Genomic DNA, 19,172 nt, shown 5'->3' with positions numbered 1-19,172 from the left:
AAGGCGCCAATGGCGCCTTTTTTTATGCGCGCAGTATGGGCTATCCTGCTGCTTCTCACGCCGTCGTAGAGTCGGGTGCCAGCAAGGAAATAGCCGATGATCATCAGTAAATTGCCGAACGTTGGCACCACCATCTTCACCACCATGTCTCAGCTCGCCACCCAGACGGGTGCAATCAATTTGTCTCAAGGCTTTCCGGATTTTGATGGCCCGCAGTCGCTGCGCGATGCCGTTGGTCGCCATATCGCCGAAGGGCACAACCAGTATTCGCCAATGACTGGGCTGCCTGCTTTACGCCAACAAGTTGCGGCTAAAATCGCTCGCAGCTACGGTCGTCAGGTCGATGCCGACACTGAAATCACCATCACCCCGGGCGCCACCCAAGCGATCTTTTGCGCGATCCAAACGGTGATAAATCCTGGCGACGAAGTGATCGTATTCGACCCGTGCTATGACAGTTATGAGCCCTCGGTTGAACTGGCTGGAGGCCGTTGCGTGCATGTACAGCTGGATGCCAAAGATTTTGCGATCGATTGGCAAAAACTGGGTGATGCCATCAGCCCTCGTACTCGAATGATCATCCTCAACAGTCCGCATAACCCAACGGGTGCGCTGGTTACCCGTGATGAACTTGATCGACTGGCTGCCTTGATCGCCAATCGCGACATCTACTTGGTCAGCGATGAAGTCTATGAACACTTGGTATTCGATGGTGTGAAACACGCCAGCGTGCTGGCCCATCAAGAGCTTTATCAGCGTTCGTTTGTGGTCAGCTCGTTCGGCAAGACTTATCACGTCACCGGTTGGAAAACCGGATACGTCGTCGCACCGCCAGCGCTGACGGCCGAATTGCGTAAGATCCACCAATACGTGAGTTTTTGTGGTGTGACGCCGTTGCAATACGCGCTGGCTGACTTTATGGCCGAGTGTCCCGAACACGTCGAAGAACTGCCAGCGTTCTATCAAGCCAAGCGCGACCTGTTCTGCGACTTGTTAGCGCCCTCGCGCTTTACCTTCGACCGTGTGGACGGGACGTACTTTCAGTTGGTGGACTATTCAAATATTCGTCCCGACTTAAATGACGTGGACATGTCGTTGTGGATGACCCGTGAGCATGGTGTTGCCAGCATTCCAGTGTCGGTGTTTTACCAGTCCCCGCCGCAGGGTCAGCGGCTGATTCGTCTGTGTTTCGCCAAACGCGAGGAGACGTTGCGTCAAGCAGCGACACAACTATGCGCGATCTAAGCGAGTTACCTAACCTTAACGTTGCATTGGTCCAGACCACATTGGTGTGGCACAACCGCCAAGCCAACCACGACCATTTCGAGCTGCTGCTTGACCAGGCCTCAGGCGCTGATTTGGTGGTGCTGCCGGAGATGTTCACCACCGGCTTCACCATGGAATCCGAAGCCCAAGCGGAACCCGAGCAGGGGCCTACGGTGACATGGATGTTAGCTCAGGCGAAAAAGCTTAACGCCGTCATCACGGGTAGCATCATTGTGCGTGTTGCTGACGGTAGCCATCGCAACCGTCTGCTGTGGGCGCGACCTGATGGCGAGGTTCTGCACTACGATAAGCGCCATTTGTTCCGTATGGCGGGGGAGCACAAACACTACACACCCGGCGAGCAGCAGGTTCAGTTCGAATTGAAAGGCTGGAGGATCAGGCCGTTGATTTGCTATGACCTGCGTTTCCCCGTCTGGAGTCGCGACGCACAGGACACCGATTTACTGCTGTACACCGCCAACTGGCCCGGCGCCCGACGCCTGCACTGGAACCGACTGTTACCCGCCCGCGCCATCGAAAACCTGTGTTATGTCGCGGCGGTTAACCGTGTTGGTGTTGATGGCAAAGGCTTCGCCTACACCGGCGATAGCCATGTGTTTGATTTTCAGGGTGAGAGTCTGTTGAGTGCCGGCGAAGCCGATGGGGTCTTTCACGTCAGCCTCAATGCTGCCGACTTGGCTGCGTATCGCACGCGCTTCCCGGCTAATCTCGATGCGGATGTGTTTGAGCTGCACTGATCCTGATATTGAAAAGTGAACTGCGGCCCAGACAAAAAAATGGCCCCGAAGCGTTAACTTCGGGGCCATTTTTATTTCACGGCGTTTAGATCAAGCCGCTTTGGCTTCGGCCTGGCACAGCGAACGGTTCAATGCGCTAAACAGTGCACGGAAGCTCGCGGTAGTGATGTTTTCATCGACACCCACGCCATGCACCGCACGATCACCGTTAACCCGCAGCTCGATGTAGGCAGCGGCCTTGGCCGTGGTCCCCGCACCAATCGCGTGTTCGTTGTAGTCCATGATTTCCACGGACACTGGCAGCCCGGCGACCAGCGCTTCCAGCGCACCTTTGCCCTTGCCGCGCCAATGCTGAGTTTCACCTTCGCAGTGAACTTCGGCATCTACAGCACTGGTGCCATTCTCTTCCTGCAGCCTGTGGCTGAGCAGAGCGTAGGGTGCATTGGCTTGCAGGTATTCACGGTGCAGCAAGCTGTAGATCTGCTGCGCAGTCATTTCCAGGCCCAGACGGTCGGTTTCACCTTGAACCACTTGGCTGAACTCGATCTGCATCCGGCGAGGCAGGCAAATGCCATATTCCTGTTCCAGCAAGTAAGCGATACCGCCTTTACCTGATTGGCTGTTGACCCGAATCACTGCCTCATAGCTACGGCCGATGTCAGCGGGATCAATTGGCAGGTAAGGCACTTCCCACAAGGTGTCTGGCTGTTGCTGAGTGAAACCTTTACGAATCGCGTCTTGGTGCGACCCGGAGAACGCCGTGTGCACCAAGTCGCCCACATACGGATGGCGGGGGTGAACCGGAATCTGGTTGCACTCTTCGACGACTTTGCGCACGCCATCAATATCAGAGAAGTCCAATTGTGGGTTGATGCCTTGGGTATAGAGGTTCAGTGCCACGGTGACCAGATCGACATTGCCGGTGCGCTCGCCGTTACCGAACAGGCAGCCTTCGACGCGATCAGCGCCGGCCATCAGGCCCAATTCAGTGGCTGCGACGCCGGTGCCACGGTCGTTGTGGGTGTGCAGGCTTATCAGCACGCTGTCGCGACGGTTGATATGACGGCCGAACCACTCGATTTGATCCGCGTAAATGTTAGGTGTCGCCACTTCAACAGTGGCTGGCAGGTTAAGGATGACCTTGTTCTGCGGCGTCGGATTCCATACTTCGATCACCGCGTCACACACTTCTTTGGCGAACTCGAGTTCAGTGGCGCTGAAGGTTTCCGGCGAGTACTCAAAGGTCCACTGCGTCTCTGGCTGCTCGGCGGCAAACTTGACGAACAATTTGGCGGCGCTGACAGCGATCTCTTTTACCCCGGCTTTGTCCTGATTGAAGACAATGCGGCGGAACGACGGCGAGGTGGCGTTATACAGATGAACGATGGCTTTCTTCGCCCCGCGCAGTGATTCAAAGGTGCGTGCAATCAAGTCTTCACGGCCCTGGGTCAGCACCTGAATGGTGGTGTCATCCGGAATGTGATTGCCTTCGATCAGGGTACGAACGAAATCAAAGTCGGTTTGCGATGCGGCCGGGAACGATGCTTCAATTTCCTTGACGCCCACCGCGACCAGGGTCTTCCAGAATCGCAGCTTTTTAACTGCGTCCATCGGCTCGATCAGCGACTGATTGCCATCGCGAAGGTCGGAGCTGCACCAGATAGGCGCCATGGTAATAGTCTTCGACGGCCAGGTACGATCAGGCAGATCAATGGTTGGGAACGCGCGGTACTTGGTCGATGGATCGTTGAGCATCGTCATTGGGAAATCCTTTTTTGTTCGGGCCGGAAAGAGGCGGCCTACCGTTGAAATGGAAGAGCGAGCTGAGGCATAGCGTTTAGCGTGGCAGTCGTGAACTGACGAGGCTAAGGCAGCTGTGTTGACGCAGTAGAATGAGGGTGTTTGGCGTTTTCATACCGCCAACCGTAACCATTGAGATTGAAGTTGGCAAGCAGTGCTGAAAAATTGAGATAAGTTCTCTATTTTTCGATTTTTAACGAATTTCATAGCGCAATTTTGGCGCAAGCTGCGGTGTTATTGCGCATTTGATAAAGCAGCTGCATGTTTCTGCGGCGCAGTAGTTCATATAGGTCAGGACTGCTTGGAGTCATCAACGCCGAAACGCCCCAATGAAAATAACCGGATTTAGATCAATCCAAAAGGGAAAGGGTGACCGGTGCCAAATGGTTATCTTCGACCCGTACGTGCAGTTCACCTTCACCGAGCCGCGCCGTTAGTCGCTGCCCGTTATGAGTTTGTTCGGCGCTGCGAATCGCGTGACCGCGCTCATCAAGCAAAATGCTGTAACCACGGCTCAAGGTCGCCAGCGGACTGACCACGTGCAAAGTCTGCACCTGACTTTGGAGCTGTAAACGACGGTTTTTAAGCATTTCACGCATGGCACGCGGCAGGCGTTCGGAAAGACCGTCCAGCCGTTGCTTCAAAAAGGCCAGGGTGCGCCCAGGATGTTGCGCCGCAAGACGGGTCTCCAGATGGGCCAGGCGTACTGCGCGTTTATGCGCGTGCTGTTCGAAGGCTCGACGTAGACGCATGTCCAAATCATCCAGACGCTGTGCTTGTTGGCGCAGACGTTCGCCAGGATGACGCAAGCGTCTAGACATGCCTTCCAGACGTAGGCGATCACGCATCAGCCGGTCTTGAATGCGTGCCACCAAGCGGCGCTTCAGACTATCAACTCGCCTATATAAGTCATTGGAGTCCGGGGCTAGCAGCTCTGCGGCGGCCGATGGGGTGGGCGCACGCACGTCCGCCACGAAATCACTGATTGAGACATCGGTTTCGTGTCCGACAGCGCTGACGATAGGGGTCACACAGGCGTCGATGGCGCGGGCCACGGCTTCTTCGTTAAAGCACCATAAGTCTTCCAGTGATCCACCGCCTCGGGCCAGGATCAGGGCGTCAAAACCTTGGGCGTCGGCCAGCTTTAGCGCTCGGACGATCTGCGCAATCGCCTCGCGGCCTTGCACCGCAGTGGGAATCAACGTCAGCCGGACCTGAGGCGCGCGGCGGCGAAACACGCTGATGATGTCGCGAATCACCGCGCCTGTGGGCGAGCTGATAATACCAATACGCTGTGGATGCAACGGCAGCGGCACTTTGCGTTCGGCGCTGAACAGGCCTTCGGCATTGAGCTTTTCTTTCAAGGCGTCGAAGGCCAGACGCAGGGCACCTTCGCCAGCGGGTTCAACCGTATCGAGAATCAGTTGATAGTCGCCACGTCCTTCAAACAGCGAGACCTTGCCCCGTACCCTTACCGCCAAGCCATCTTTCAATACCTGCCGAACCCGCACTGCGTTCTGCCGGAACAGCGCGCAACGCACTTGGGCGCCGCTATCCTTGAGGGTGAAATACACGTGGCCGGAGGCCGGGCGGGACAAGTTGGAGATTTCGCCCTCTACCCAGATATTGCTGAACACGTCCTCCAGCAGCACGCGCGCACGACCGTTGAGTTGGCTCACGGTAAGGACTTCTCGGTCGAGGCCGAGTCTTGCGAAGGGGTCTTTAATCATGACTGGCATGATACACGCAGCGGATGGGATCGCTAAACCAGGCCGTCAGCTCAAAATCTCTCCATAGCGCTGAACATTGCTAAAGTCAGCGCCCGTACTCAGGACGCTTATCTATGCCCCTTTCCGACATCGCTACATTGTTCAATCAGTTGGAATTCACGCCGCTGGATTGGTTGATTATAGAGGTGGGGGTAACGGCGGCTTACATCGTGTTTGGCATCGCCGGGTTTGGTACTGCGCTGATCGCCGGGCCGATCCTGATCAACTTCATGTCTCTGTCGCGGATCATTCCGTTGCTGGTGTTGCTGGATTTCATCGCAGCGTTCGGCAATCTGCTGCCTTCGCGCCAATCCGTGGTCAAAAGCGAATTGCTGCGCCTGCTGCCCTGCATGGCGATTGGTTGCACCCTTGGCGTGGTGTTTTTGCTTAACTTGAAAGCCAATGTGTTGCTGTTATTGATGGGGCTGTTCATCACCGCTTATGCGTTATATAGCCTATTGGTCAAAGTGCGCCCGGCTCAACTGGCGGCGGGGTGGGCGATACCGATGGGTACGGTGGGCGGATTGTTTGGGGCGCTGTTCGGCAGCGGCGGATTTTTATATGCGATCTACCTCAACAGCCGCTTGGGCTCCAAAGAACAAGTGCGGGCGACCCAGGCCGCGTTGATCAGTTGTAGCACCATAGTCCGTTTAAGCCTGTTTCTGATCGCGGGCGTATACGCTGAAGTTTCTTTATTTTTGCTGGCGACCTGTCTGTTTCCGGCCATGGTGCTGGGTTCGTGGACGGGCCGCTCGTTGAGCATGAAGCTGTCCCGTGAAACCTTCGTACGATTGATCATTTGGCTAGTATTGGCCAGCGGAATTGCGCTGATTGCCCGCTACATTTCCCTTTCGACCAGCACTTGACCTGATGCCGCGAGGGATTAAGCTGCCTTGTTCTTAACGCGTCGCAACAGGCAGTACCATGAATTCGCAGAGCATTATTGTCCCGAAAATCTCCACGCTGGCGGTTCACGAACCACGGGCGCGGGCTATTGTGCGCTGGTTGGTGCGCAAAAATATCATCGAAGAAGCGCCGACTACTTGCGGTCGAAGCGGCAATCGCATGGCCCACGCCATTGCGCCGGGCGCGGCCAATGTTGTGCTGCATCCTGAAGCGCTTCCCTTCAGCGAGCCAATCAACGGCTTGGAAATAATCACCCATCGCTGCATCTACACCCCGGCTAAGGGATTTCTTGAAGAGGCGGGCTGCGCCGAATGCCGTAAAGAAGTGGGTGAGGCGTTATTTGAAAGCCTTGAAGACTGGATGCCGGGGCGCACCGACAACTTCGTCTGCCCGGAATGCGGGCACGAAGACGACATCAACGGGTTCTTGTTCTTGCAGCCCTGCGCGTTTTCCAACCTGGGCTTTATCTTCAATAACTGGGCAGAAGCCGGGTTCCAGCAGAATTTCATCGACGAGTTCGCAGATTGGCTCGACAGTCCCGTGGCTTGGGTCAGGGTCGAGCTTTGACCCGGCCCCACACATACAAGGAGCCAACTTGTTGGCGAAGCGTTGTGTCAGACAGGCTGCACCAAGCCTCTCGCCAGAAAGTTGGCTCTATAGAGATCGGTGGCGGTGGTAAAAATAGCCTGAGGTTTACATTGAGCCGACAGGCATGTCTGGGTACAATGACGCGCTTCCAATTTCCCGCTCGGGAGCCCCCGCATGCTGCGTATCAGCCAAGAAGCTCTAACCTTCGACGACATTCTCCTAGTGCCCGGTTATTCCGAGGTACTTCCTAACGAAGTTAGTTTGAAGACACGTTTGACACGTGGCATCGAGCTGAACATTCCGCTGGTTTCTGCCGCAATGGATACCGTTACCGAAGCCCGATTGGCGATTGCCATGGCTCAGGAAGGCGGCATCGGCATTATCCATAAGAACATGACCATCGAGCAGCAAGCTGCCGAAGTGCGCAAGGTCAAGAAATTCGAAGCGGGTGTCGTCAAAGATCCGATCACCATCGAGGCGGACGCCACGGTTCGTGACCTGTTTGAACTGACACGCTTGCATAATATCTCCGGCGTACCGGTACTGCACCATGGCGACCTGGTCGGCATCGTGACGTCCCGCGACGTGCGCTTCGAAACCCGTCTGGATGCTACCGTTCGTGAAGTGATGACGCCAAAAGAGCGTTTGGTCACCGTCCGTGAAGGCGCCGACAAGTACGAAGTGCGCGATTTGCTGCACAAGCACCGCTTGGAAAAAGTCCTGATCGTCGACGCCAACTTCGCCCTTAAGGGCATGATGACCGTCAAGGACATCGAAAAAGCCAAGGCCTATCCGCTGGCGAGCAAAGATGACCAAGGTCGTCTTCGCGTTGGCGCAGCAGTCGGCACCGGCAAAGACACTGGCGAGCGCGTTGCAGCCCTGGTTCTGGCAGGTGTGGATGTGGTGGTGGTCGATACGGCCCACGGCCATTCCAAAGGCGTGATTGATCGCGTCCGTTGGGTTAAAGAGAATTTCCCTGAAGTACAGGTCGTTGGCGGCAACATTGCCACGGGCGCTGCTGCCAAGGCATTGGTTGCTGCTGGCGCCGATGCGGTAAAGGTTGGCATCGGTCCAGGCTCCATTTGCACTACTCGCATCGTTGCCGGTGTAGGCGTGCCGCAAATCAGCGCCATCGCCAACGTTGCTGCAGCCCTTGAAGGCACCGGTGTTCCATTGATCGCCGATGGCGGCATCCGTTATTCGGGTGACCTGTCCAAAGCCATCGTCGCAGGTGCTTCCTGCGTCATGATGGGCTCGATGTTCGCTGGTACCGAAGAGGCTCCGGGCGAAATCGAACTGTTCCAGGGCCGCTCGTACAAGGCTTACCGCGGTATGGGGTCGCTAGGCGCCATGTCCCAGGCGCAAGGCTCTTCCGACCGCTACTTCCAGGATTCTTCAGAAGGCGCCGAGAAGCTGGTGCCGGAAGGTATCGAAGGCCGAGTCGCCTACAAAGGCTCGCTCTCGGCTATCGTTCACCAACTGATGGGCGGCCTGCGATCGTCGATGGGTTACACCGGCAGCGCCGACATTGAAGAGATGCGCACCAAGCCAGAATTCGTGCGTATTACCGGTGCTGGAATGGCTGAATCCCACGTCCACGACGTGCAGATCACCAAAGAAGCGCCGAACTACCGCGTCGGCTAAAAGCGCTGTTTAGCTGTTCCTGTGGGACCGAGTAAATTCGGTCCCACAATCTATCCGGGGCTGCTAGCAGCCCCGTGTTGTTCCTGATTTTCCGACGAGAACGAGAAGAGTCATGGCCCTCGACATTCACGCCCACCGCATCCTGATCCTCGACTTCGGCTCGCAGTACACCCAACTGATCGCCCGCCGCGTGCGTGAGATCGGCGTGTATTGCGAACTGCATCCGTTTGACATGGACGACGAAGCGATTCGCGAATTCAACCCGCGCGGGATCATCCTCGCTGGCGGCCCAGAGTCCGTTCATGAAGCCGGCAGCCCACGAGCGCCGCAAGCGTGTTTCGACCTGAACGTTCCCATTTTCGGCATCTGCTACGGCATGCAGACCATGGCTGAGCAGCTGGGTGGCCGCGTGCAAGGCTCCGAGATGCGCGAGTTCGGTTACGCCCGTGTTGATGTGGTCGGCAAAAGCCGCATCCTGGACGGCATCGAAGACCACATCGACCTTGATGGTGTTCTGGGCCTAGACGTTTGGATGAGCCACGGCGACAAAGTGACTGAAATCCCGGAAGGCTTCCACCTGCTGGCCAGCACCCCAAGCTGCCCAATCGCTGGCATGGCCGACGATAAGCGTGGCTATTACGGCGTGCAGTTCCATCCGGAAGTAACCCACACCAAGCAGGGCGGGCGCATTCTGTCGCGCTTCATCCTCGACATCTGCGGCTGCGAAGCGCTATGGACTCCGTCGCACATCGCTGACGACGCCATTGCCAGCATCCGCGCTCAAGTTGGCACTGACAACGTACTGCTTGGTCTGTCTGGTGGCGTCGATTCTTCGGTGGTCGCGGCGTTGCTGCACAAAGCCATTGGTGACCAGCTGACCTGCGTCTTTGTCGACAACGGCCTGCTGCGCCTGCATGAAGGCGAGCAAGTGATGGCCATGTTCGCTGAGAACATGGGCGTCAAAGTGATTCGCGCCAACGCTGCGGATCAGTTCCTCAACAACCTGGCAGGCGAAAGCGATCCGGAGAAAAAGCGCAAGATCATCGGTCGCACTTTCATCGATGTGTTTGACGCTGAATCCTGCAAGTTGGACAACATCAAGTACCTGGCCCAAGGCACCATTTACCCGGACGTGATCGAGTCGGCTGGCGCTAAAAGTGGCAAGGCCCATGTAATCAAGTCGCACCACAACGTGGGTGGTTTGCCGGACGAGATGAACCTCAAACTGGTCGAGCCACTGCGCGAGTTGTTTAAGGACGAAGTCCGTCGCTTGGGTCTTGAACTGGGTCTGCCGTACGACATGGTTTATCGTCACCCATTCCCAGGCCCAGGCTTGGGTGTGCGGATTCTCGGTGAAGTTAAAAAGGAATACGCCGACCTGCTGCGTCGTGCCGACCACATCTTCATCGAAGAATTGCGCAAGGCCGACTGGTATCACAAAGTCAGCCAAGCGTTCGTGGTGTTCCAGCCAGTGAAATCGGTTGGCGTAGTCGGCGATGCACGTCGCTACGCGTGGGTCGTTGCCTTGCGAGCGGTTGAAACCGTCGACTTCATGACCGCACGTTGGGCGCACCTGCCTTACGAACTGCTGGAAGTAGTCAGTGGCCGGATCATCAATGAAATCGAAGGCATCTCCCGCGTCACCTACGACGTGTCGAGCAAGCCGCCAGCGACCATTGAGTGGGAGTAGGTATTGGTTGTAACTATTTGATTTATCTAAATATATTCAATAGTTACGAGTCTTTCTACGTCATTAATGGCGCTGTCCACGGTGTGCAGCGCAGCATCCTCAGCCAGTGTATCGACACCGTGTTCGGTTGGGCGATGCCGCCGCCGCCAATTGATGAGGTCGCTCGGCCTCATCTCACGCTGCATTTTCAACTCGTCAATTTTTGACGCTCGCGGCGCTCCCAAGCGATACCTGGCTCACGAGCCTTAATATAATATTCATCCTTGTTAACCTTATTGTCCTTAAGGCTCACGCTGAAGCGCTTTAATTTTATTTGGTGCGCGCTTAATAAGTGCTATCGTGAACCTTAAATTATTTAATGCTAATGGTGGTGAGTCTTAATGGACGGCTTTTTCCCCGTCGCTTGCGCTGATAGGCTAAGTAAAATCGGGCTTCTAGTTAAAGCCAAGCGCCTTGCGTTAGGCGTGCGCCAATCGGACCTAAAAGTCACACTTGGCGTCTCGGAGCACACGCTCCGCAAGATTGAGGGTGGATCTGAACTCGTGGATCTTCGGTCGTTCATGTTGGTGCTGTGGAAGTTGGGAATCACAGAAACGGTTTTCGCTTCCCTGGAAGGAATCGAAAAAACGTCCGAAATCACCCGCTTTACCTACGAAGGCGAATCCCACCACGCCATAGCAACAAAGCGTGTGCGACTGCCTAAATCCAAGCCCGAGGATTTCTGATGTCGCGTGCTTACATCTACATGGATCATCCCGAAACCGGCGAGCTTCTGACCCTCGGAAGGCTGGCCTTGACAGGGAGCACGGGTGAGTTTCTCTATGCGCCCGAATTAGTTAAGCGCGGGGGTTGGGTGCCTGACCCCATCAACTATCCATTGCGCGCCGAGCTTTACACCGGAATTACGAAGAACCGTGGCGTTCCCGGCTTCATCAATGACGCGATGCCCGACGGTTGGGGCGAGCGATTGCTCCATCGCGCATATGGAAGAGATCTTGGTCCAATCGATTTTTTGCTCAAGTCGCCGAACAGCGACCGGATTGGGAACTTGATGGCTGGAACCGCGGCGGCACCGGCACCGGGCTTAGGTGGGGGAGCAGTTCCAACTTTGCGCGGATTGGCAAAATTTGTTGAGGCCTGTGAAGCCGTTTACGACGGGCAGCTCGAAGATGAGGCGATAATCACGCTCAACATTCGCCAGCAGCGGTCGGCACTCGGCGGTGCGCGCCCGAAACGAACCCTGCAAGACAACGGAATGTTGATCCTGGCCAAGCCAAGAGATCGGTTCGATAACTACGACTATCCATCGATTGAGTATGCGTGCATGACTTTCGCGGCATCGAAGGGATTGAGCGTCGCGAAGACGGCCCTTCACGCCGAGTCCCCAACCACCCTGCTAGTGGAGCGCTTTGACCGAACTCCGATTGCTGAAGGTGCGAAACGTATCCCGATGCTCAGCGCATTGACCTTGCTGAATGCTGATTGGAATGAGCCGTACCATCGTGACTGGTTGTACGCGGGCATGGCCGATGAGATGCGCCGACGTGGTGTTCCTGATGAGGACTTGCATGAGCTGTTCAGGCGCATGTGCTACAACGCACTGGTTGGAAATAGCGACGATCACCCGCGTAACCATGCAGTAATTTTAATCCACGGCCAGTGGCGCCTTTCACCCATGTATGACGTTCTGCCGATTCTGGAGGAAGGTCCAGCTAAGGCGTTAGCCATGGCGGTTGGAAGTGACGGCCCCCAAGTGAGTCGCTCCAACTTACTCAGCCATCACACACACTTTGCGCTTGAGCGTGAGCACGCCGAGCATCTCCTTGATGAGGTAGCAAGCTGGGAAGAAGAGTTGAAGGACTACTACAGCCAATGGCTTAAAGGTGGAGACCTGCAAATGGCACGCGAAGCCACCAGCTCAGAGCGAATGCTCAGGTAAGCAAGAGCTTATGAGTTTGAAAGTGGTTTCCAAGGTTGGGCGCGTGCGGTGTGGTGGCCGATGATCAGACCGCACGAGTAAGCCTCAACCCTTCTTTACAAACTCCGATTTCAGTTTCATCGCGCCGATGCCGTCGATCTTGCAGTCGATATCGTGGTCGCCGTCCACCAAGCGGATGTTCTTGACCTTGGTTCCGACTTTAACCACCAGTGACGAGCCTTTGACCTTGAGGTCTTTGATAACGGTAACGGTGTCGCCGTCTTGCAGGGTATTGCCTACCGAATCCTTGATGACTTTGACGTCGTCAGAGGCATCGGTTGCGCCGTCAGCGGTCCACTCGTTGGCGCATTCCGGACAGACGAATTGGGTGCCGTCTTCGTAGGTGTATTCGGAATTGCATTTGGGGCACGGCGGTAAGCTCACGGCGTTTCTCGCATCTGAAGATAATAGACGCAGGATTATAAGGGTTTTTAAGGGGGTAGGGTGCCGACTCGTGATAAACGCTCAGCAATAAGCAATATCCGATCCACTTGCATGGGATGAGCTTCAAGGTCATCGTCTCGAACCGTAAAGCCATCATTCCGTATTTCACCGATACCTACTTGTTAGGTAAAAACGAGCGTGCTCGTGTGGCACAGGTGGCCGATAATCCCGGCATCTGGATGTTTCACGTCATGTGATCGATCACATGGAAACCGGGCTTATGGCCGCAATTGAGGTGTCCTGATGAGGCAGCCACAGATTATTGATCGCAGTCAGGACCAGTTTTTTATGCGCGAAGCGCTGGCCTTGGCCGCCCAAGGCGGGGCGCTGGGCGAGGTGCCCGTGGGCGCGGTAGTGGTGCAAAACGGCGAGATTATTGGTCGCGGTTTTAACTGCCCCATCAGCGGTCATGATCCTAGCGCACATGCGGAAATGGTCGCAATCCGGGCGGCGGCACAGGCCTTGGGTAATTATCGGCTCTCGGGCGCCACGCTCTACGTGACCCTTGAGCCGTGCAGCATGTGCGCTGGGCTGATCGTGCATTCACGAATCGCCCGGGTCGTATACGGCGCACCTGAACCCAAGGCCGGTATTGTGCAGAGCCAGGGTCAGTTTTTTACCCAGGGGTTTCTCAACCATAGGGTGCTGTTCGAAGGCGGCGTATTGGCCCAAGAATGCGGCGCGATGTTGAGTGAGTTCTTCAAGGCGCGGCGGGCGAAGGGCTGAACCTCACAGAAAACTCTGAAACCAGCTGTTCAGCGGGCGTACAGAATTTTATGGGTTACAGCGAAGGATTTTCTTCGGTCGGTTTGGTTTTGTCGACTCCCGGCACGTGCAGGTTGCCGTCGGCCACTTGACTGCCCTCGAGCTGTGGCTGAGTCACCCAAGTGAGGATGTCGTAATAGCGGCGGATGTTCGCGACAAAAGTTACCGGTTCGCCACCGCGGGCGTAGCCGTAGCGGGTTTTGCTGAACCACTTCTTTTGCGCCAGACGCGGCAGCATTTTTTTCACGTCGAGCCATTTATTGGGGTCCATTCCTTCGGCTTCCGCCATCTTTCGCGCGTCGTCCAAATGCCCGCTGCCAACGTTGTAAGCGGCCAATGCAAGCCAGGTTCGATCCGGCTCCTCAATCTTGTCATCCAACTGATCTTTCATGGCGGCAAAATACTTTGCCCCGCCTTCAATGCTTTGCCTGGCGTCCAGCCGATTGACCACGCCCATGGCTTGCGCCGTGTTTTGGGTGAGCATCATCAAGCCACGCACACCGGTTTTTGACGTCACCTCGGGCTGCCAAAGAGACTCTTGATAACCGATAGCCGCGAGTAGTCGCCAGTCCACCTGTTCTTGCTTGGCAGAGGTTTTGAAATGTTTTTCGTAGCGCGGCAAGCGCTCTTGAAGATGTTGCGCGAAGGTGTAGGCGCCGACGTAACCCAAGACATCCACGTGCCCGTAATAGCGGTCTTTCAAGCGTTGAAGCGTGCCGTTTTTCTCGACCTTATCGAGAAATTTGTTGATCTCGTTGAGTAGGCTGTTGTCGTCACCTGGCGCAACCGCCCAACGCTGATCGCGACCCTCGCCCAAATCAAACCCCACGCGCACGTTTGGGAAGTACACCTGATTCATTGCCACTTCATTCGAATCAACCAGGGTCAGGTCTATCTGACCCTCATCAACCATCCGCAGTAGGTCGACAACCTCAACTGCGTCAGATTCTTCGTATTCCAGTGCAGGCATTTTCAGTTTCAGAGCGGCCAATTGCTCGGCGTGGCTGCTGCCTTTAAGCACCATAATTTTTTTTCCGATCAAATCGGCCGCCGTCGATGGGCGCGGTTGACCGTTGCGATAGATGATCTGAGTGGTGACTTGCAAGTAGGGGTGTGAGAAGCGCACCTGCAATTTGCGTGAATCGGTCGCAACCAAACCGGCAGCGGCCAGTACCGGACCACCGGGTTTGTGTAATTGATCATACAAATCGTCGATGTTGTCCGCTGTCTCTATCTTCAGTGTGACGCCGAGATCTTCGGCGAAACGCTTAACAAGTTCGTATTCAAAACCGGTTTCGCCGTTGCGATCCTGAAAATAAGTAGCCGGGCTGTTACGAGTTACGACGCGCAAAACGCCATCCTCCTTGACTCGCTCCAGTGTGTTGGGTTTATCAACACAGGCGCCGAGCATCAGGAAGAGTCCGGTTGCGATGAGCCATTTGGCACACAGCGGGCGGAAAGCGGGATGGGAAAACATCGGTGCAGTATACGCAAAGGACCCCCGGCACCATATCTCGACAGACAAGGCCATGTCTGATAGGCCCGGGTGGTAATCGGGATGCCGACATTAGGTGACGTCGCACGCCACCGTTTTGGGTGCCGAAAGGGACGGTTTAGGCTAGAATGCACGGCCTCAAAGCACACCCCTTCCCGAGGCTGTCCCGAAGATGTTGATCCTGCGCGGTGCTCCTGCCCTTTCTGCCTTCCGCCACAGCAAATTACTTGCGCAATTGGAACTCAAAGTTTCAGCTGTAAGTGGCTTGTACGCCGAATTCGCCCACTTCGCTGAGGTCGCCGACGTTCTTGGCGACGAAGAACAGCAGGTGCTTGCCCGCCTTCTGAAATACGGCCCTAGCGTGGCGGTTCAAGAGCCTAGCGGTCGGCTGTTTTTGGTGCTCCCGCGGTTCGGCACTATTTCGCCATGGTCGAGCAAGGCTAGCGACATCGCCCGCAATTGCGGTCTCGCGAAAGTCCAGCGCCTTGAGCGCGGAATCGCCTTCTATGTCGAAGGCCAGTTTAGCGAAGCCGATGCCCAATTGATCTCAAGCTGTCTGCACGATCGCATGACTCAGTTGGTGTTGGGTTCGCTAGAACACGCTGCCGGTTTGTTCGGCCACGCCGAACCCAAGCCACTGATTGCCGTCGATGTGCTGGGTGGCGGGCGCGCCGCGCTGGAAGTTGCCAACGTCCAGTTGGGCTTGGCCCTGGCTGACGACGAAATCGATTATTTGGTGACGAGTTTTGCTGCGTTGGGCCGTAATCCCCACGACATCGAACTGATGATGTTCGCTCAGGCCAACTCTGAGCATTGCCGCCACAAAATCTTCAATGCCAGCTGGGACATCGACGGCGAGAATCAGGAAAAAAGCCTATTTGGCATGATCAAGAACACCTTCCAGATGCATGGTGAAGGTGTGTTGTCTGCGTATAAAGACAATGCCGCCGTCATTGCTGGCCCGGTTGCTGGGCGTTTTTTTCCGGATCCTGAGACCCGCCAATACGGTGCGGTCCAGGAGCCGGTGCATATATTGATGAAGGTCGAGACCCATAACCACCCAACCGCTATCGCCCCGTTCCCCGGCGCTGCTACCGGCTCGGGTGGTGAGATTCGCGACGAGGGTGCGACTGGTCGTGGCGCTAAGCCAAAGGCCGGCCTTACCGGCTTTACCGTGTCCAACCTGCAAATTCCCGGTTTCGTGCAGCCTTGGGAAGTGCCCTACGGTAAACCCGAGCGTATCGTCACCGCGCTGGACATCATGTTGGAAGGTCCGTTGGGCGGCGCAGCATTCAACAATGAGTTCGGGCGCCCGGCACTGACCGGTTACTTCCGTACTTTCGAACAATCGATTAACACGCCCCACGGCGATGAAGTCCGTGGTTATCACAAGCCGATCATGTTAGCCGGTGGTATGGGCAACATTCGTGACGAACACGTCCAGAAAGCCGAAATCGTGGTCGGTTCTAAGCTGATCGTGCTCGGTGGTCCAGCCATGTTGATCGGCCTTGGTGGTGGTGCAGCCTCTTCGATGGCTACCGGTACCAGTTCGGCAGATCTGGACTTTGCTTCGGTTCAGCGTGAAAACCCTGAGATGGAGCGCCGCTGCCAGGAAGTGATTGACCGCTGCTGGCAGCTGGGTGAAGACAACCCGATCAGCTTCATCCATGACGTCGGCGCAGGCGGTTTGTCCAACGCCTTCCCGGAACTGGTCAACGATGGCGAACGCGGCGGTCGTTTCGAACTGCGCAATATCCCCAATGACGAGCCGGGTATGGCCCCGCTGGAAATCTGGAGCAACGAATCCCAGGAACGCTACGTGATGGCGGTGGGTGCCGCAGATTTCGAGCGTTTCAAAGCCATTTGCGAACGTGAGCGTTGCCCGTTTGCTGTCGTTGGTGAAGCCACGGCCGAGCCACAGCTGACTGTCACCGACAGTCACTTCGGCAACAGCCCGGTGGACATGCCGCTGGAAGTATTGCTGGGCAAAGCGCCACGCATGCACCGTTCAGCTGTTCGCGAAGAGGCGTTGGGCGATGATTTCGACCCAAGCATGCTGGATATCGAAGACTGTGTGACCAGGGTTCTGCATCACCCGGCAGTTGCCAGCAAAAGTTTCCTGATCACTATTGGCGACCGTTCTATCACCGGACTGGTCGCCCGCGATCAAATGGTTGGCCCGTGGCAAGTGCCGGTAGCTGACTGCGCGGTGACCGCCACCAGTTTCGACGTTGAAACCGGCGAAGCCATGGCCATGGGAGAACGCACGCCGTTGGCGCTGCTGGATGCTCCGGCGTCTGGCCGGATGGCCATTGGCGAGACCCTGACCAACATCGTGGCGTCGCGCATCGCTAAAATCTCAGATATCAAACTGTCGGCCAACTGGATGTCCGCGGCCGGTCACCCCGGCGAAGACGCTCGTTTGTACGACACCGTGAAAGCGGTCGGCATGGAATTGTGCCCGGAACTGGGTATCACCATTCCAGTGGGCAAGGACTCCATGTCCATGAAAACCCAGTGGCGCGATAAAGACACCGACAAGAGCGTAACTTCGCCGCTGTCGTTGATCGTGACCGGCTTTGCCCCAGTGACGGATATTCGTAAAACCATGACTCCTGAGTTGCGCATGGACAAGGGCGAAACCGACCTTATCCTGATCGACCTGGGCCGTGGTCAAAATCGTATGGGCGCATCGATTCTGGCACAGACCCACGGCAAACTCGGGCGTGTGGCGCCGGACGTGGACGACGCCGAAGACCTCAAAGCCTTTTTTGCTGTGATCCAAGGCCTCAATGCTGACGGTCACGTACTGGCTTACCACGACCGTTCCGATGGCGGCTTGCTGGTTACTGCTCTTGAAATGGCTTTCGCCGGTCATTGTGGATTGAACTTATTTCTTGATGGCTTGGCAGACGGTCCGGCTGATTTGGCCTCGATCCTGTTCAACGAAGAACTGGGCGCGATGATTCAAGTTCGTCAGGACGATACTCCGGATGTTCTTGCACAATTCAGCGCTGCCGGTCTTGGCGAATGCGTTTCGGTCATCGGCCAGCCAGTAAACAACGACGAAGTGGCTATCAGCTTCAACGGTGATCCGGTGTTTGGCGGTCAGCGTCGCCTGCTGCAACGTCAGTGGGCTGAAACCAGTTATCAGATTCAACGTTTGCGTGACAACGTTGAATGTGCCGAACAGGAGTTCGAAGTACTGCTGGAAGAAGACAATCCAGGCCTCAGCGTCAAGGTCGGGTTTGATGTAAATGACGACATAAGCGCGCCGTACATCAAGAAGAATATTCGTCCACAAGTCGCCGTTCTGCGTGAGCAGGGCGTCAATGGTCAGGTGGAGATGGCCGCCGCGTTCGACCGCGCTGGCTTTAACGCCATCGACGTGCACATGAGCGATATCCTCGCTGGTCGCGTCGATCTGGGTGAGTTCAAAGGTCTGGTAACGTGCGGTGGTTTTTCGTACGGCGACGTACTGGGCGCTGGCGAGGGCTGGGCCAAATCAGCTTTGTTCAATACTCGTGCCCGGGATGCGTTCCAAGGCTTCTTTGAGCGTCAGGACAGCTTCACTCTCGGCGTGTGTAACGGTTGCCAGATGTTGTCCAACCTGCGGGAATTAATTCCGGGCAGCGAGTTCTGGCCGCACTTTGTACGTAACCGTTCCGAGCAGTTCGAAGCGCGGGTTGCGATGGTCCAAGTGCAGGATTCGCCGTCAATCTTCCTACAGGGAATGGCCGGCTCGCGTATGCCAATAGCCATTGCCCACGGTGAAGGCCATGCCGAGTTCGCCAGCGCAGATGCGCTACTTGAAGCCGAGGTATCTGGCTCCGTAGCGATTCGGTTCGTTGACAACCACGGCAAGGTGACTGAGAAATACCCGGCTAACCCGAACGGTTCGCCACGCGGTATCGGTGGTATGACTTCGCGCGACGGTCGTGTCACGATCCTGATGCCGCACCCGGAACGGGTATTTCGCGCTGTGCAGAACTCGTGGCGTCCGGAAGAGTGGAATGAAGACGGTGCCTGGATGCGCATATTCCGTAACGCACGGGTCTGGGTGAACTGA

General features: G+C 56.2%; 14 protein-coding genes and 1 pseudogene. 11 read left to right on the top strand and 4 right to left on the bottom strand.

All coding sequences use genetic code 11. The features are described 5' to 3' along the window. The first annotated feature begins 96 nt into the window (after window positions 1-96). Together QN378_RS08490 and QN378_RS08485 are read left to right on the top strand one after the other, a co-directional pair. Window positions 97-1,245, top strand: a complete 1,149-nt coding sequence (locus QN378_RS08490) for a pyridoxal phosphate-dependent aminotransferase (protein ID WP_323548992.1) — start codon at window positions 97-99, stop codon at window positions 1,243-1,245. Continuing rightward, a complete protein-coding gene (locus tag QN378_RS08485) occupies window positions 1,233-2,024 on the top strand; it encodes an amidohydrolase (protein WP_322201496.1) in 792 nt (263 codons plus the stop codon). The genes QN378_RS08490 and QN378_RS08485 overlap by 13 nt, the downstream gene beginning before the upstream one ends. Window positions 2,025-2,114: 90 nt before the next feature. On the opposite strand, the gene leuA is transcribed toward QN378_RS08485, so the two are convergent. Then, window positions 2,115-3,785: a 2-isopropylmalate synthase gene (gene leuA, locus QN378_RS08480; protein WP_322201498.1), complete on the bottom strand. Its 1,671-nt coding sequence runs from the start codon at window positions 3,783-3,785 to the stop codon at window positions 2,115-2,117. Window positions 3,786-4,174: 389 nt separating this feature from the next. Continuing rightward, window positions 4,175-5,554, bottom strand: coding sequence for an exodeoxyribonuclease VII large subunit (gene xseA / locus QN378_RS08475; protein ID WP_323549016.1), 1,380 nt, complete (start codon window positions 5,552-5,554; stop codon window positions 4,175-4,177). Between the two features lie 113 nt (window positions 5,555-5,667). Between xseA and QN378_RS08470 the strand changes: the two genes are divergently transcribed. From QN378_RS08470 to QN378_RS08445, 6 genes are all read left to right on the top strand, one after another. Beyond that, the gene (locus tag QN378_RS08470; protein ID WP_322201500.1) at window positions 5,668-6,459 is read left to right on the top strand and encodes a sulfite exporter TauE/SafE family protein; all 792 of its coding nucleotides are present in this window, start codon (window positions 5,668-5,670) and stop codon (window positions 6,457-6,459) included. A gap of 58 nt (window positions 6,460-6,517) precedes the next feature. Beyond that, complete coding sequence (locus tag QN378_RS08465) at window positions 6,518-7,066, top strand: sugar ABC transporter ATPase (protein WP_322201502.1); 549 nt, start codon at window positions 6,518-6,520, stop codon at window positions 7,064-7,066. Between the two features lie 195 nt (window positions 7,067-7,261). Further along, the gene (guaB, locus tag QN378_RS08460) at window positions 7,262-8,731 is read left to right on the top strand and encodes an IMP dehydrogenase (RefSeq protein ID WP_322201504.1); all 1,470 of its coding nucleotides are present in this window, start codon (window positions 7,262-7,264) and stop codon (window positions 8,729-8,731) included. Between the two features lie 112 nt (window positions 8,732-8,843). Next, complete coding sequence (gene guaA / locus QN378_RS08455; protein ID WP_322201506.1) at window positions 8,844-10,421, top strand: glutamine-hydrolyzing GMP synthase; 1,578 nt, start codon at window positions 8,844-8,846, stop codon at window positions 10,419-10,421. A gap of 380 nt (window positions 10,422-10,801) precedes the next feature. Next, window positions 10,802-11,146, top strand: coding sequence for a transcriptional regulator (locus QN378_RS08450; RefSeq protein WP_322201510.1), 345 nt, complete (start codon window positions 10,802-10,804; stop codon window positions 11,144-11,146). Beyond that, entirely contained in the window at window positions 11,146-12,360 is a 1,215-nt protein-coding gene (locus QN378_RS08445; RefSeq protein ID WP_323548989.1) for a type II toxin-antitoxin system HipA family toxin, read from the top strand. Before QN378_RS08450 ends, QN378_RS08445 begins: the two co-directional genes overlap by 1 nt. 84 nt (window positions 12,361-12,444) lie before the next feature. On the opposite strand, the gene QN378_RS08440 is transcribed toward QN378_RS08445, so the two are convergent. Continuing rightward, window positions 12,445-12,783 carry a zinc ribbon domain-containing protein YjdM gene (locus tag QN378_RS08440; protein WP_323548988.1) on the bottom strand — a complete coding sequence of 113 codons (339 nt, stop codon included), beginning with the start codon at window positions 12,781-12,783 and terminating at the stop codon, window positions 12,445-12,447. 92 nt (window positions 12,784-12,875) lie between these two features. Here QN378_RS08440 and QN378_RS08435 point away from each other — a divergent pair. Further along, a pseudogene (locus QN378_RS08435) lies at window positions 12,876-13,087 on the top strand (multicopper oxidase domain-containing protein); the annotation flags it as partial. Next, the gene (gene tadA / locus QN378_RS08430) at window positions 13,087-13,569 is read left to right on the top strand and encodes a tRNA adenosine(34) deaminase TadA (protein ID WP_323548987.1); all 483 of its coding nucleotides are present in this window, start codon (window positions 13,087-13,089) and stop codon (window positions 13,567-13,569) included. The pseudogene QN378_RS08435 and the gene tadA, both read left to right, overlap by 1 nt. Window positions 13,570-13,624: 55 nt before the next feature. Here tadA and mltF read toward each other — a convergent pair whose 3' ends face one another. Continuing rightward, window positions 13,625-15,085: a membrane-bound lytic murein transglycosylase MltF gene (gene mltF / locus QN378_RS08425; protein WP_323548986.1), complete on the bottom strand. Its 1,461-nt coding sequence runs from the start codon at window positions 15,083-15,085 to the stop codon at window positions 13,625-13,627. Window positions 15,086-15,275: 190 nt separating this feature from the next. On the opposite strand from mltF, the gene purL reads away from it, so the two are divergent. Next, window positions 15,276-19,172 carry a phosphoribosylformylglycinamidine synthase gene (gene purL, locus QN378_RS08420; RefSeq protein WP_322201520.1) on the top strand — a complete coding sequence of 1,299 codons (3,897 nt, stop codon included), beginning with the start codon at window positions 15,276-15,278 and terminating at the stop codon, window positions 19,170-19,172.

Source organism: Pseudomonas sp. 10S5 (genome assembly GCF_035019745.1).
Lineage (GTDB): Bacteria > Pseudomonadota > Gammaproteobacteria > Pseudomonadales > Pseudomonadaceae > Aquipseudomonas.
This window is presented reverse-complemented; position numbering and strand designations above follow the sequence as displayed.

Bases quoted from the DNA above. Each gene is read 5' to 3' on its own strand.
- leuA (WP_322201498.1), bottom strand. From the start codon at position 3,785: ATGACGATGCTCAACGATCCATCGACCAAGTACCGCGCGTTCCCAACC.
- QN378_RS08450 (WP_322201510.1), top strand. From the start codon at position 10,802: ATGGACGGCTTTTTCCCCGTCGCTTGCGCTGATAGGCTAAGTAAAATC.
- QN378_RS08490 (WP_323548992.1), top strand. From the start codon at position 97: ATGATCATCAGTAAATTGCCGAACGTTGGCACCACCATCTTCACCACC.
- guaA (WP_322201506.1), top strand. From the start codon at position 8,844: ATGGCCCTCGACATTCACGCCCACCGCATCCTGATCCTCGACTTCGGC.
- QN378_RS08485 (WP_322201496.1), top strand. From the start codon at position 1,233: ATGCGCGATCTAAGCGAGTTACCTAACCTTAACGTTGCATTGGTCCAG.
- tadA (WP_323548987.1), top strand. From the start codon at position 13,087: ATGAGGCAGCCACAGATTATTGATCGCAGTCAGGACCAGTTTTTTATG.
- QN378_RS08470 (WP_322201500.1), top strand. From the start codon at position 5,668: ATGCCCCTTTCCGACATCGCTACATTGTTCAATCAGTTGGAATTCACG.
- xseA (WP_323549016.1), bottom strand. From the start codon at position 5,554: ATGATTAAAGACCCCTTCGCAAGACTCGGCCTCGACCGAGAAGTCCTT.
- QN378_RS08465 (WP_322201502.1), top strand. From the start codon at position 6,518: ATGAATTCGCAGAGCATTATTGTCCCGAAAATCTCCACGCTGGCGGTT.
- purL (WP_322201520.1), top strand. From the start codon at position 15,276: ATGTTGATCCTGCGCGGTGCTCCTGCCCTTTCTGCCTTCCGCCACAGC.
- mltF (WP_323548986.1), bottom strand. From the start codon at position 15,085: ATGTTTTCCCATCCCGCTTTCCGCCCGCTGTGTGCCAAATGGCTCATC.
- QN378_RS08445 (WP_323548989.1), top strand. From the start codon at position 11,146: ATGTCGCGTGCTTACATCTACATGGATCATCCCGAAACCGGCGAGCTT.
- guaB (WP_322201504.1), top strand. From the start codon at position 7,262: ATGCTGCGTATCAGCCAAGAAGCTCTAACCTTCGACGACATTCTCCTA.